Annotated in this window: 14 protein-coding genes; all 14 read right to left on the bottom strand. The window is 31.6% G+C overall.

Going from position 1 to position 15,141, the window contains the following annotated elements; translation table 11 throughout:
- Positions 1 to 192 precede the first annotated feature (192 nt).
- The 14 genes from N4A57_RS03320 to N4A57_RS03255 all read right to left on the bottom strand — a co-directional run bounded on the left by N4A57_RS03320 (position 193) and on the right by N4A57_RS03255 (position 14,824).
- A complete protein-coding gene (locus N4A57_RS03320; protein WP_293656132.1) occupies positions 193 to 1,338 on the bottom strand; it encodes a Ger(x)C family spore germination protein in 1,146 nt (381 codons plus the stop codon).
- Positions 1,331 to 2,434 (bottom strand): GerAB/ArcD/ProY family transporter, encoded by a 1,104-nt coding sequence (locus N4A57_RS03315; protein ID WP_293656130.1) that lies wholly within the window; start codon positions 2,432 to 2,434, stop codon positions 1,331 to 1,333. The genes N4A57_RS03320 and N4A57_RS03315 overlap by 8 nt, the downstream gene beginning before the upstream one ends.
- Positions 2,421 to 3,977 (bottom strand): spore germination protein, encoded by a 1,557-nt coding sequence (locus N4A57_RS03310; RefSeq protein WP_293656128.1) that lies wholly within the window; start codon positions 3,975 to 3,977, stop codon positions 2,421 to 2,423. The genes N4A57_RS03315 and N4A57_RS03310 overlap by 14 nt, the downstream gene beginning before the upstream one ends.
- 258 nt (positions 3,978 to 4,235) lie before the next feature.
- Positions 4,236 to 4,934 carry a GntR family transcriptional regulator gene (locus N4A57_RS03305; RefSeq protein WP_293656126.1) on the bottom strand — a complete coding sequence of 233 codons (699 nt, stop codon included), beginning with the start codon at positions 4,932 to 4,934 and terminating at the stop codon, positions 4,236 to 4,238.
- The gene (gene ispE / locus N4A57_RS03300; protein ID WP_293656124.1) at positions 4,924 to 5,799 is read right to left on the bottom strand and encodes a 4-(cytidine 5'-diphospho)-2-C-methyl-D-erythritol kinase; all 876 of its coding nucleotides are present in this window, start codon (positions 5,797 to 5,799) and stop codon (positions 4,924 to 4,926) included. Before ispE ends, N4A57_RS03305 begins: the two co-directional genes overlap by 11 nt.
- 207 nt (positions 5,800 to 6,006) lie before the next feature.
- The gene (locus N4A57_RS03295) at positions 6,007 to 7,089 is read right to left on the bottom strand and encodes an S-layer homology domain-containing protein (RefSeq protein ID WP_293656123.1); all 1,083 of its coding nucleotides are present in this window, start codon (positions 7,087 to 7,089) and stop codon (positions 6,007 to 6,009) included.
- A 10-nt stretch (positions 7,090 to 7,099) separates the two neighbouring features.
- A complete protein-coding gene (locus N4A57_RS03290; protein ID WP_293656122.1) occupies positions 7,100 to 8,161 on the bottom strand; it encodes a DUF5305 family protein in 1,062 nt (353 codons plus the stop codon).
- 15 nt (positions 8,162 to 8,176) lie between these two features.
- Entirely contained in the window at positions 8,177 to 9,127 is a 951-nt protein-coding gene (locus tag N4A57_RS03285) for a signal peptidase I (RefSeq protein ID WP_293656121.1), read from the bottom strand.
- A gap of 261 nt (positions 9,128 to 9,388) precedes the next feature.
- Complete coding sequence (locus N4A57_RS03280; RefSeq protein WP_293656119.1) at positions 9,389 to 9,565, bottom strand: hypothetical protein; 177 nt, start codon at positions 9,563 to 9,565, stop codon at positions 9,389 to 9,391.
- Positions 9,566 to 9,633: 68 nt separating this feature from the next.
- Positions 9,634 to 10,287 (bottom strand): hypothetical protein, encoded by a 654-nt coding sequence (locus N4A57_RS03275; protein WP_293656118.1) that lies wholly within the window; start codon positions 10,285 to 10,287, stop codon positions 9,634 to 9,636.
- Between the two features lie 87 nt (positions 10,288 to 10,374).
- A complete protein-coding gene (locus N4A57_RS03270) occupies positions 10,375 to 10,824 on the bottom strand; it encodes a TasA family protein (RefSeq protein ID WP_293656117.1) in 450 nt (149 codons plus the stop codon).
- 192 nt (positions 10,825 to 11,016) lie between these two features.
- Positions 11,017 to 12,585, bottom strand: a complete 1,569-nt coding sequence (locus N4A57_RS03265) for a DUF3794 and LysM peptidoglycan-binding domain-containing protein (RefSeq protein ID WP_293656115.1) — start codon at positions 12,583 to 12,585, stop codon at positions 11,017 to 11,019.
- 359 nt (positions 12,586 to 12,944) lie between these two features.
- Positions 12,945 to 13,211 carry a Veg family protein gene (locus tag N4A57_RS03260; RefSeq protein WP_095132916.1) on the bottom strand — a complete coding sequence of 89 codons (267 nt, stop codon included), beginning with the start codon at positions 13,209 to 13,211 and terminating at the stop codon, positions 12,945 to 12,947.
- A gap of 182 nt (positions 13,212 to 13,393) precedes the next feature.
- Positions 13,394 to 14,824: an N-acetylmuramoyl-L-alanine amidase gene (locus N4A57_RS03255; RefSeq protein WP_293656109.1), complete on the bottom strand. Its 1,431-nt coding sequence runs from the start codon at positions 14,822 to 14,824 to the stop codon at positions 13,394 to 13,396.
- Positions 14,825 to 15,141 lie beyond the last annotated feature (317 nt).

The following is a 15,141-nucleotide window of genomic DNA, read 5'->3' as shown; positions in this document are numbered from 1 at the left end:
ATTGAAAATCTTTGGAACCCTGGAACGTCACAACATCCTATGCTACTCCAACATGACACATGAACCTATATACGAAGATTCACACTTTCGCTTGTGACAAGGACTTGGGTGGAAAAGATTTTCAATATATTTTCCTGAAATAGGCACACATAAAGCTGGTTTATAAATACGAAATCTATAAATCTGTACACTCTATTTTATAACCCCCATAGTTCTCACCTTCAAATTACTTTTTATCACTACCTTCGTATTTCCATATATACTATCCCAATCCTTACTTATTTTGTCCCATAACTTAGGATTAAACTTTCTTATTTTCTCATTAATCTGTAATAGATCCACATTGTAGTCGTTTTTAATCATATTGTAAGTTCTACCTATTTCCTCCTCTAACCTCTTCTCGCCTAGTTTTTCCACTTCTTTTATGTAATGATCATCCCTATTAGGATCACTAATGTCAAATAAATGGCTTCCTATCCGAGCTTCTGAGTTTATGGTGAATTTAGCTACCAAATTATTGTTTTCTTCTTCTACTTTTAACTTTGTATGGGATCTCATTATTTCTATGGGAACTATTTGATTATCTATTTCTACTTTTACTATACTATTTTGAACCTTATTAAATAGGTACATTAAATTTCTACTGTCTGCTTCATTTAATTCACCTATTAATTTGTAGTCCTTTATTATTCCAGACCCAGATATTTTATACTCATCCTCAAAGGGAGTAACCTTAGAAATTATGGCACAATTACTTTCTTGTAAGGACTTAAGTACATATTCTAGGTTAGAATGGGTCACCTTAGCAGTTCTTCTATTTTCGTTCATCACTTCTCTTATGAGAGCTCCCACAATGGGCTCATCTTTTACAGGAGTTTTTAATAATTCATCAGGATTTTTATCTCCTATCATAATATGAAGTTGCCTTCCTATCTTAGGACTTCTTTCTATATAATCTAGTACTTCTCTAAAGGCCTTAGGATCTTTCATTAACTCTTTTCCTAGAATTATGATTTTTGCATGTCTAAGAAATAAAGTTTTTTCTAGTCTAGTGTTAAATTCATCTATTATTTCTGCCACATTTACTCCCTTAGACGTATACACATACTTACTTTCCTCTCCGTCTTTTCCAGCTATGAGGCCTGCATTTGGATAGGCTATAGTAACTATATATTCACTTTTTGTTTCATCTTCCTCAGGTTTTTCTGCATCATCTTCTACAGGTACTTTATCTATTCCAACCATGGATACAAATGCCCTTTTATTTATTTCAACCTTATCCCAACAACCAGTCATTAGAATACATATCAATATGACAACAGAGACCCTTTTAATCATTAGAAGAACCTCCCCTTTTCTTTATACTATCTCCTATAAGTAAAATGACAGGTAACCCTATAATAAAAAATATACCTACAGTCATAAGATACCTATTTAATATATCCATTATTTCAGATACATTTCTGAAATAATTAGCCACTATGTATATGATTCCTCCTATGGGAACTAACAAATATTTAGCACCCCTTTCATGCCATATGAGACGTATTAAACGCATAGCCCCATAATACCATACGGCAGCGCTGATAAATACAGCTACTATCCAAAGGGATATCATTAGTATTTCCACATTTTCTATGAAGCTCCCGGGAATATCAATAGTTTTAAATAACTCTAGTACTGGCCATATTATACGTTTCCCTTCCATTATTCCAAATCTAGATATGGTAAATACTAATATTATTAGATATATACAACCTATTATAAGTAGGCTTATGTTATATTTTTTTCTTAACCTATCCTTATCTACCACAAAATAACTTAATAAAAAGGTCACTTCTATTCCTGCAAATACGAATATGACGCTGGGAATAGCTTTTAATATAGTTCCTATTGGAGTATGAAGTATAGGCAACAGATTAGTTATATCCATTTCCTTTATTAAAGGAATGAGTAGAATCAAAATCAATACACTAACTATAGGAAATGTTATTTGAGCCATACGGCCAATTACTTCTATGCCATTTCTTATTAAGAATATAATACAAAGGAGCATACTTATTATAATAACCTCAGATGGAGTATTATAAAGAAGGTATTCCCTTGTGACCTCTGTAAAAATCCTTATTTGAATAGATGTTAGAAACATAAAATGTAATGAAAATAAAATACATATTACTACACTAACAGGTTTACTAAGTATGGCTTCTAGGATTTGAAAAAAAGTATACCCCCTATATCTATCTAGAACTTTAAATATACAAATTCCCACTAAATACATTATTATAGTTCCTATTAATATTAGTATCCAAGAATCAGGCCCTACTTTCTCTATGGCAATCCTAGGAAAATCTAAAATGCTCACTCCAATTACAGACCCACAAAGGATCATTAAAAACTGTAAACTAGATATTTTTTCATTATTTACCCTCATGTTTTCCACCATCTTCTATATTTAATTTAGTACTGTCTTCTCTTTTTAAGTAAGCACTTCTTTTTTTCATCCATTGTAATGGCATTCTTACAAATGAGTCTTTAAAATCTCTGCCTCTCCCTTGAGTTGATACAAATGGAGTTAAATACGCAATGCCAAAACTATCTAAAGTGCATAAATGTGTTAATATGAGAATTGCACCTAAAACAATTCCATATAGTCCCAACATGGATGCTAATATCATAACTAAAAATCTAAATATTCTAAGTCCAACACTTATACTGTAATTTGGCATAACACTAGACGCTATAGCCGTTAATGCCACTACAATAACTAATAGGGGACTTACTATTCCAGCTTCTACAGCAGCTTGGCCTAATACTAAACCTCCAACGATACCCATAATCCCTCCAACAGATGAGGGTAATCTTTCCCCTGCTTCCCTTAAAAGTTCTAAGGCAATTTCCATTATGAAAATTTCTATGAATGGTGGAAATGGCACATTCATACGACTACCAGCCACATATAATGCTAAATCTGACGGTAACATATCTGGGTGATAGGCCGTTATGGCAATATATATACTAGGTAAAAATATGGACCCTAAAAAGGATGCAAATCTAAGGATTCTTAAAAATGATGTTAATATGAACCTATCATTGTAATCTTCTGGTGATTGTAAAAAGGTTACTATGGTGGCAGGCACTATGAGTACAAAGGGAGTATTATCAATACCTATTGCTACTCTCCCATCATATAGGGCAGCTGCTACCACATCAGGCCTTTGGGTAGATTGAATTTGTGGAAAGGGAGATAGGGAACTATCTTCTATAAATTGTTCCACATAGCCACTTTCTAGTATGGCATCTATATTAATCTTATCTAATCTTTCCTTTACCTCTTTTAAAACTCTTTTATCTACAGTTTCTTCAATATACATTACGGCCACATCAGTTCTAGATCTTTTTCCTAGAACCATAGCTTGTATCCTCAAGGTTGGATCTTTTATTCTTCTTCTTATGAGGGCCGTGTTAAATCTAAGGGTTTCTACAAAACCATCAGAAGGACCACGTATAATAGTCTCAGTAGAAGGCTCACCAATGCCCCTTACAGGCCAGGACTTTGCCTCCACCATTAGGACTTTACTTTGTCCTTCTATGAAAATGGCCACAATACCATTCATAAGATCCGAAGTTATTTTATCTATATCTTCAACCTCTACAATAACAGCTGTTGTTACAGTCTTATTTTTTATGACTTCTATTATTTCATTTTTAAGATCCTTTTTAGAATTAACACTTCTAGAAAAAAGCATAATATTTCTTAAAATCTCTTGATTTATAATGTCTATGTTTACAAGTCCCTCTATAAACATTACGGTTCCCTTTAATCCCGTATTACCAACTTCAAATTCCCTAGAACTTAAATCACTACTTTCTCCTAGTATTTTCTTTACTTCTTCCACATTTTTCTCATAATTAGAACTAGTCTTATTTTTTATAGGTTCTTCTTTTTTCTTAAATAAATCCTCAAAAAAACTCATACATATCCTCCCTATGGATTGACCATTATATATGTAATATTTGCATATAATATAAAATATATACAAAAAATTCATACTTCGTATGATTCGCTATGGAACCCTATGGTTCCCTTCGACGCAACTATCGTTGCTGAGCACCCTCCTTTAAAGAGGCAGGTGAATTTTTCCCCTACAACCCCTTATTTTTTACTTATAAATAGTTTTGATAATTTATAATTTTCCTGTAGCGTAAAAAAAAGAACCATGAATTCACGGTTCTTATAATCTATTTGATGAGGATTTTTTGATATTTTCTATTTCTACTATGCTATTTCCTATATTCTCCACATGGGTTGCTGCAATTTCTTTAGCTTTAATTGGGTCCCTTCTTATTATGGCATTTAATATTTCTTCGTGCTCTTCTAATAAGTCTTTAGCTTGACTGTATTCAGAAAAATATATTATTCTAAATCTATGTATCTGCTCTTGTAATCCCTGATTGATTTGAATTAACTTAGAGTTTCTAGTAGATTTTAATATACACTCATGGAATTTCCTATCCTGTTCAATCATTCCATCCGCATTTTCTTCCTCAAAACAGGCCTTAAATTTATTAGATATTTCCTTTAATTCGCTCACATCTTCTCCACTCATTCTATCTGCTGCTAAGGATGCGGCTAATCCTTCTAATACACTTCTTACTTCTATCACATCTAAAATATCCTTTACGGATAAATCTGCCACATAAGCTCCCTTTCTGGCAATCATAACCACAAGACCCTCTAATTCTAACTTTCTTATGGCTTCCCTTACAGGTGTTCTGCTTACCCCTAGTTGCCCAGCCAATTGAACTTCCATAAGCCTTTCTCCTGGCTTTAACTCCCCATTTAATATGGAATTTCTCAAATGATCAAATACCACATCTCTCAAGGGTCTATAGTTTTCTAGTTGAAGTCCTCGAAATCCATTAACATCCATATTTTTCCTCCCTAGTATTATAAGTTTTTACAATATATACTTGTTTATATATTTTCCTCAAATTATCATAGGCTGATTTAGCTTTATTATAATCTCTAAAAATTCCAAATACAGTAGGTCCACTTCCACTCATTAATGTACCTACAGTTCCATACTCTAACATTTTTTTCTTTATATCCCCTACTACAGGGTGCATTTTTATAGTTACATTCTCAAGTACGTTACATAAATTAGATGCAACAGTTCTTACTTGATTTTCCTTTAGCCCTAATAATATTTGGTCCGTATTTGGATGAATTGGAATTTCATCTACCTTTAAATTTTTATATACGGTTTGGGTAGATACACTTAAAGCGGGTTTACACAATATAATCCAAGAATCTAACCCTTCTATTGGAGTTAATTTTTCTCCTATCCCCTCTGCAAGGGCAGCTCCCCCCATTATGCAAAAGGGCACATCTGCTCCAATTTCTTTTCCCATTTTCATTAGTTCTTCTTTAGAAATATTTAAATTCCACAATCTATTTAATCCCGTTAAAACAGCTGCAGCATCCGTACTTCCCCCTGCTAGTCCTGCTCCTACAGGAATATTTTTATCTATATATATTTTTACACCCTTGTCCACATTATATTTATCAATAATCATTTTCGCTGCCTTATGAGCTATATTTTTCTCATCCGTGGGAATAAACTCACAATTTGTACCTAACTCTATTCCCGAGTCTATAGTCTCTAATCTTATTTCGTCATAAAGATCTACCTGCTGCATAATCATCTTTACTTCATGATAACCATCTTCTCGTCTTCTTAACACATCTAATGATAAATTTATTTTAGCCCTTCCTTCTACTTTTAATTCAGCCAAGTCATTCACTCCTTACATGTTCTTCTCTATATTTTATCATTTTTTGTGTATAATGTATCCATTTTATTTTATAATTGGCATATTCAGTAATAATGAATAAAGGGGAACAGGTTACTGGTGACAGTTCGTTGGACAAAAATTGCAAAATATGAAGATTTAAATCTCTGTCACAAAAAAAGCCTGCCATAACAGCAGACTTTTAAAAATTTATTTTGTTTTTACATGTTCATCATGATAACCTAGTAGCTTACATACTATAGTAAAGGCCTCTGCCCTAGACACATATGCATGTGGTTTAAAGCTTTTGTCTGGATATCCTACTAATATGCCCTTTTCTACTCCTATTTTCACATACTTATAGGCCCAATGGGATATATCTTCTGTATCGGTGAATTGAAGCATTATATTCTTTTCACTTTTTATATTAAATGCTCTTATTAATACGGTGACTATTTCCTCACGGGTTATGTTTTTATTTGGTTTAAATAAAAATCCTGGATAACCCTTAAATACTCCCGCATCGGATACGGCAATTATATGACCTCTAGCCCATTTAGGAAGGGCATCCACATATCCTGAAAATAGTCTATCTACAGGCTTTAGTTTTAATGAGTTTGCCAGTACTACCGCCACCTCTGCCCTAGTCATGCTAGTCTCTGGATGTAGTTTAATGCTAGGGTAACCATTTATTATGCCCTTGGCAAGGAGGGTTTTTATACAATCATGGGACCAGTCACAAATTGGTGTGATAGTTTCACTACTACCTCCATTACTTGGCGTATCACTTCCTCCGTCTTGCTCCACATTAAATCTAAACTCCATATCCACATCTAATCCTTGGAGACTGTTTGGTGCATTTTCATCCATAAATATAACGTAATCTAATTTTAATGGTTTCCCCTTATTTACAGTATAATTTAGTCTTACAGGATTCTTCATTAAATAATTTAAGGTATTTTTACTAAATATGTTTTTATTTCTATCCTTTATAGCTATATACATATTCTTTGAAAAGTCATTTTTTAGTTCCATGTAATAACTACTTTCTTTTGAAACTATATTGTTATTCTTTTTTATATCTAATATGGCAACACTTATATTATGTACCTTAATACTTTTAAATTCATTATTATATATGGTAAGTTCACCCTTATGATCTTTCCCTGGATACCAGGGTTCATCTCCAAAGGCATTACCATTCCAACTAATACCCACATCTGTTGCATACGCCACATTGGTAAGTGAAAAAATCAAAATTAGAATTAGTGAAATTATTTTCTTTATCTTCATATGGTCACCTCTATACATTCATAGTTTCTATATTTTCCATAGGTTCCTTAATATAAAATATATAATTTTTTTCCCTTTCTAACACATGAAATCTGTGTATTTTTTCTTCTATTTTATACAATATAGGTTTTCCTAATTCATCACATATTTTAACTAAATCTTCTATCTTTAAAAGTTCTATAGTTTCATAAGACGAAATATTTATATCATTATCTACTTTAATTATTCTATTTTCATACTTGCTAAGTATTTTCTTTATTTTCTTTTGTATATGATTTAATTCTGGTTTAATAGTCGCGTATTTTTTTATAAAGATAAAAGTAGCTATAGACATTACACTCACCATTAACCACAATATCATATTAATTTTATTAGTAGGCAATTGTATTTGATTAGTTTTTTCTATAACTCCTGTTTTTTCATTCTCCAAGTCCCCATTTATTTCAAAATATTTCTTTCCTAAAGGGATAGTTATAAAAGGTGATACTTTTTCTTTTATGCTTCCCTTGTCCGTATCCACATTTAAGTTTATATTCCAAGAAATCTTCATATTCACATCTGCTGATGCCTTTGTATCCTTTATTATTTTTTCAACAAATTCATTATATGTTTTTATTTTTATAGGTAATTGATTTTCTATCTTTAATTTATCATCTTTTATATCTATAGTTTCTTTTTCCTTAAATACATATTTTTTACTCCATATGGTCTTTTTAACATCATTTTCTTCCACTTGAGCTTCTATAGTACCTATTACTTCATAGTCTCCCTTTACATGGGCATTCCTTTCCCCCTTAAATTCATAAGTTAAAAAAGTATTTATATAATCAGTATAATTAGTTAAATAAATATTTCCCTTTCCCAAGGAATTTTCATCGTATAATTTATTTGGAGTTAAATAAGCCCTATAATCCACATTATACTTCTGTTTATATTCATACTCACTTATTTTTTCTTCTTTATAGTTTTTGCTCGTATAAGTTCTTACTGACATAAATATACTTCCTAAAAAAACAATTATGGAAAGTCCCAGTATTATATACTTGACTCTTTTTTTTATCTGTATTTTCATATCTTATCCCCTCAGTTAAAATTCTATTGATTTTAAATCCACATCCTTATCAGCCTTTAATAAAAGGGTAAATAAACCTACCTTTGGTATGGTTCTTAAAAGTTTCCCCTTTATCTGACATTTTTTCACCGTTTCAAAATCTTTAGCTGAATTATTATCTCCCTTTGTCACATACTCTATTTCCTTTGATTCTTCTATTTCTATAATATCTATTATCCTATGGGTTATTAAAATATCATCCCTTTTGAATTGGATAATATCTCCATTGACCAAAGATTCTTCTTCCCCTATTTTTTCAAGGATTATCATATCTCCAGGATATATGAGAGGTTCCATACTCCCAGTGGCTATTACAGATGGATATATGGTAAATAATCCTGCTGCAAACCATATTATTAATATAGATCCTATACTAGTTATTATCCAACCAAATATACCTTCTTCCTCATCTTTGTTTACCTTAATTTCCCTCACTTCATCTTCGTATATATAATTTATTAAAGACAAGTTCATAAAGGGAACTATAGTACCTAAAAAAGTCTTTATTATCCATGATAAATCGGGTAATACAGGGCATATATTGTAAAACATACTTATGGTTGTCATATATAAAAGAGCTGGTAGAAACCCTCCTAAATAAACTAAATAGGAAGCTACTAAGTTTTTTCCCAGTTCTGGCAAAAATTCTTCTCCTAAATGATTCACTATATCAAGTCCACTTTTCATACTTATTATTTCACCTATTGAAGTTCCTATTAAAGTATAAAGCAAGCTTATACTAACTATGGCAACTACAGGACTTTTGTTAAAGGTATTATTAACTAGGAAACTTCTTATGAATTCTAATCCAATACCTATACCTATTATATGAATGATATTAGTATATATGCCATATAAGCTTGTATCATAAGGACTTTGACCAAATCCACTAAAAAAGCCTGCTACAATAAAAAATAATATATACATTATTCCATTTATGAAACCTATAAATCTAACTAATTTTTCATGTCTTCTCTTTCTACTTATTCGTACCTTTACACCATAGATTATGCTTAGGATAACTATTGTAACAAAGAGAATAGGTTTTATTTTATATATATATATTTTTTTTCATAAAAGTACAGGTCTCTGTATTTTCTAGGACATATATACTGATTAGAAAGAGCAATAACAATATACTTTCTTTTTCTTCTTTTTTGCTTACGTACTTTATTCCCATATATCCCCCTAGTTTGTTGTAGTCTCCTGTGAAGCAGGAGTTTCCATTTGTGTTTTAGGAGGATCAGGTTTTTTAACCTTTATAGTTCCTTCCATGTCTAATTCCTCTTGCCAAGAACCGAATCCACTACTCATTATTAAAAGGCTAATCATTATACAGCTTATTAGTACTATTATTTTTTTCATGACCTACCTCCTGTATATTATGAATATGGCAGGGCATAGGCCCTGCCATATTTAATTAATGAAAATTATTATTTATCTAATGAACCATCATCATTAAATTGAGTAAAATTGAAAGTCATTTTAATTTTTGCTTTTTTTCTTTCTGTTTCGTTATCTGGAGCTTTTTTATCCATAGTCACATATAATCCTTTTTGTAATTCATCTTGATTGTCCATAGATGCTATTTCTACAAATTCCCCTGGCTTTAATACTAAGTTTTTGGCCTCTTCATTCAAAGCTAAGCCACTTTCAAAATCTGCTAAAGTACCAGTGAATAATCTTATGAACTTTGGATTACCTTTTTCATCTTTACTCCATAATCCACTATCTACATTTAGATACGGACTTAGTTTATCTCCAGTTACTTCTACATCAATATTTTTAATTTTAGCAGGTATATCTCCATCATTTACGATTTTAAATCCTGTATTAAAGAATGCTCCCGGATACATATTATTAATCTCAAAGGCTACAGTCTTACCTTTAATTTTCGGTTCTGCCATTGTTACAACTTGATCATCTATTACTCTAGCTACAGCACTGTCCTTTAATATGTTAACCTCAAATTTTCCTGTCTTTACTGTAGTCTCACTTGTAATAGTGTCACTCCAATATGCATAACCTACTCCTGTTAACATTAATGCCAATGTCATAATTATGGCTAAAAATTTAGTTTTCTTCATTTTTCATCCTCCTAAACATTATGTATATTATTTTTTTAAGATAGACTTAATTCTTTCTCCCCCCTTTTTAAGCTATCTAAGATTCACTTAATTTACTTGAGTACACTGAAGTTTCATAGTGTACTCATATTGACCTACACTAGACCCTGTTATTTTTATTTCTCCACGGGCTTCTTTCCCTGGTTCTAATATTTTTTCTTCCTCACAATGTATATCTAAACTGTTATTTTCTGTCACTATTACTTTGTACTTACAAGGTATAGTTCCTTCATTTCTCACTGTATAATCTAGTATTACAGAATCTCCAGGTTTTATTTTTTCTGGATTAAACTCTATTCTTTTCCCATCTCTTTCTATGAATCCATTCCCCTGTATAAGCTTCATATCAAACTCTCCTGTAGTAATCTTTGTACTAATCTCCACTGTATCATTCCACACGCCATATCCCACTCCTATTATGGATAGGGTGAAAATCAAAACCACAGATAACAAGCCTATATATTTATATTTCTTGTATTTCCTTCTAATACTATTCACCCACTTTCATACTCCATAACTTTTCACTCTATAAATATGTATTACTTTAGACCTATTTTTATTCCATATTTTCTTCTTAAGATTAATGTTTTCCATTTTTTCCTGTTTATATAACTATTTTTATGCAACTTGTACAAATTTATTCCCAAAATCTTCTTTGAAAAGAAAAAACTGTGACTAAAAAGTCACAGTTTAAAATTCATACTTATATATTTTAGGAATTATCAATCTTTCTCCAGGCATGATCATATTTGGGTCTTCTATCTCATTTGATTTAACTAATTCTGGTATGGTAGTATTGTATCTTTTGGCAATCTTCCATAGGCTATCTCCTGGCTGGACATAATATACTATTATGCTTGGCATTGTCTTTAGATGATCCTTTTCTTCTAATTCTTCCATATTCATGACAGCATCTAAGGAATATTTGTGATTAACACCACACATGGCCATAATACCCATTCTCACTTCCATTTGCTGAGGGTTCACAAGGGAATAGGAAACATCCGTTAAGGTTAGATAACATGTGGCATCCATGCCTTCTTTTGCCTTAGGCACATCTACAAAGTGTCTAAATGGTATTTCTTGTTTAAAGGAATGGGCCTTCTGATTTTGACACATATAAACTATATCCATTTGGGCAATTCCTTCTATTATAACTTTGTCATCTACCACATTAAGATCTGTAATCACTGGCTTTCCATATACATTAAGTACTTTGAAAATATCTGGATCCTGTGGGTCTATACTAAGGGTTTCTTTTACCATCATACTTGCATTATTTTCACCAATTACCTTATAAAAATCTACCTTTTCCTTTTCTAGTTTTAGATTTTTAGTAGGAGAATACACATCTGTTATTACTTCCTTTTCTTCCTTATCAATTACGGAAGCATCTACTTTTACAACTGCTTCCATTTCATATAGCTTTCTCTCTCCTTCTAAATTTTCTCCCACATCAGTATATACTTCATCTATTTTTAATGTGAGCTTAGGCTCCATTCCTTTTAAAGCACCAGACACTTCTACAAAGTGGGTAAATGGTATTTCATGCTTTAAAACATGAAGGGAATTGCTTTCATCATCAGCCACATATAGGGTATTAGTCTTAACTGTACCACTTACAATGACCTTTCCATCTGTTACCTGTCTTTCCTTTTCCACTGCATAGGCATCACACTTAAGAATCTCTCCTATTTCTGCCATATCCCCATCTAATTCAAATTTTTCTCTAATCATAGTATCTGATTTATTACTTCCTACCATATTAGTATAGGAAATTGTCTTTTTAAGAGTTTGCAAATCGCTAAGTCCACTTATATCCTTTATAACTTCTATTCTATTGCTACTTAAAGTTTTTCCGTCAATATTTACCACTGCTTTTACTGATAACTTTCTTTCATTTATTATATCAAAATCTATATGTTCTATATGACATGATACTTCTTCATTCATACCTACTGCTGTTCCTGGTATATCTATGTTTTGACTAAATCCTGCACTGGCATTCATACTATATACAGAATAATCTCCTCCATCAGATTTATAAAGTATTTTAAAATTAACCACTCCATCTACAATTATCTTATCCTGTACTGATTCCCTTTTAGTGACAATAACATCTCCATCTGCACATAATATATTAGATATATCTGGTTTTACATCAGGAACTAAGATATCGCCTTCCACTAGAACCTGTGTATCCCCCTCCCCTAATATCTGATCTATTTTGAGTAAATCTGTTATAAATTCCATGGCCATGTTCCTTATCCCCCTTTACTATGTACTACTTATTATAATCATATTTACTAATCTGGAAAATATGTATAAGTTATACTTAATTATTCCGATTCTTTATAAGTATATTTTCTATAAGTAGGCTTATTTATCTATATATATGTATGCATTTGGGTAAAAAAAAAGAAGTGAAAAATTAAATTTTCACTTCAAAATTCCATCCTATCTATTCAGTTCACTATCAAATAAAAAATCCTCCCCATAGTAAATTGATTATTTTACAACCCTAATCACAAAGACTATAAAATAGATCATTACCATAACTCAGAAGGATGACCTTATAGATAAATGTGTTCGTATAAATACCTTCACTATCTATTATATTAGCTTACTTGCATATCGCTATCATTGCTACTTCTGATTATTTCAACCGTTTCTGTTAATATGTCTGAATAGCTATAAGATACTCTTCTTACTGTATTGTATCCTCCATCTATACATACCACAAAGATGTTAGGGTAAGCTTTCTCTATAATACCTTCTTTTACAGATACTTTCTTTCTACCCTTATTAGCTCGCAGCTTTACCTTTTCACCTACCAGAAATTCCACATTTTTCTTGATTTCCGTTAAAGTGCGTTTAGTAGCCACCGAATCACCTTCTTTCGCAATCTACATAATAATTATAGCATATGCTAACACCTTTGTCAAGCATAAACTAATTATTATACAACTTCTCAAAGCACATGTCAATACTCTTTAGAGTTTTAACAGTAAAACATTTTCACGTGTCACATATCTCAAAAAAAATCCCCTATTTAATGGGAATTTTTTTAATTATAATTATAGTATTCTACCATAGCTCTACTAATATTCATTCCTATGGTATTTTGAAATTCTTCATTTAAAAGTCTTTTTTCTTCCTCTTCATTAGTTATAAAACCAACTTCAATTTGAAGGGCACTAGACCTTACTTCTCTTAACAAGAAAAAGTCTGCTATCTTTACTCCCCTAGATACTACCTCTTTAGATGCTGAAAGCTTTTTTAGTATGAGTTCTGCTAAAGTAGCACTTTCTTCATCTCCCCTGTATATATATATTTCACTTCCACATACATTAGAATTCCTAAAAGAATTTTGGTGTATGCTTAAGAAAAAATCTGGCATAATTTCATTTGAAATATTAGCTCGCCTACTAAGGGATACGTATTCATCCTTTTCCCTAGTTATAATAACCTTTGCACCTAATTGTTCCAACTGTTTTTTCAGCTTCATTCCTATACTTAAATTTATATCCTTTTCTCTAGTTCCTAATATGCCCACATTATCCTCAGATGATTCCCCTCCATGTCCTGGATCTATTACTATGACCCTATTATGAAGAGGTTTTTCTTCATTAGGTATTTCTATATCTTTAATCTTTATCCCTGTGAAATAGTATTTTATAATTTCTTCATAATTTTTCCCCAAAGTAGCCATTTTATTGGCTCCGTACTGACAAAGTCCTAATCCGTGGCCTTTGCCCCTTGTATATATTTTAAACTTTATGGGTTGCCATCCAAATCTAGTAGAATTTATTCCTAGCTTTTCCACCACTTCAATTCCCTTTAGTTCTTTGTCCCCAATTTTTATACTCTTTATTCTACCCGTTTCATCCCTCTTAGCATCATATATTATACCCTCCATATGTGGTCCACTTGTGGGAGTACTTTTATCTATTGAGATTTGGAGTTTTTCTAAAAACTCCCCAGTAGACATCTCTCTCCATTCTTCATAGTAGGGTGACTCTGTACAATATTCACAGAGAACCTTCCTTAGATACATGATCCTATGATTTCCAACTATCTCGGAATTTTCAGTAGCTCCACCACAAGTTTCATGAAACCTGGGATATATGGGGTTATTATTCATGGTTATAATCTTATTTTTCGTACTTTTAACTGCATAACTTATAGTTTCCTTCACATTATCATATTCTTCATTATACTTAAATTTAATTTCTTCTAAAGATTTAAGAACATATTCCCCTTCCCTATTAGTTATATCACATCTTTCATATTCTACTCCCATACCACCAAAGATCCTCATTTTCCTTACTAAATAAGTTCTTATTATTATGGCATGGGCTTTTAATGCTTCCATATGGAAAAATGAAATATCTAAACTCATTAAAATTTCTTCTATAACATCCTCCATAAATTTTTCCGTTCTATTATTTTCGTCTATATTATATATTTGCACTTTCAAACTATTATTTTTTTCCAACACTCCCCCTCCTTCGTACTCTACCTATTTATTCTAGTTATTAGGAGGATTATTTTCTCTGCAATCCACTAGTATGGTTTGTAAATAGTTAAAGGTTGTAATGAATTCATTACAACCTTTAACTATTTACAAATTTACCAAGGAAAACTTTCTTCACACAGTAACTTGCCTACAAAGGAAAATATATTGAAAATTTTTGGAACCCTGGAACGTCACAACATCCTATGCTACTTGAACATGACACATGAACCTATATACGAAGATTCACACTTTCGCTTGTGACAAGGACTTGGGTGGAAAAGATTTTCAATATATTT

The organism is Anaeromicrobium sp., assembly GCF_025210435.1.
Lineage (GTDB): Bacteria > Bacillota > Clostridia > Peptostreptococcales > Thermotaleaceae > Anaeromicrobium.
This window is presented reverse-complemented; position numbering and strand designations above follow the sequence as displayed.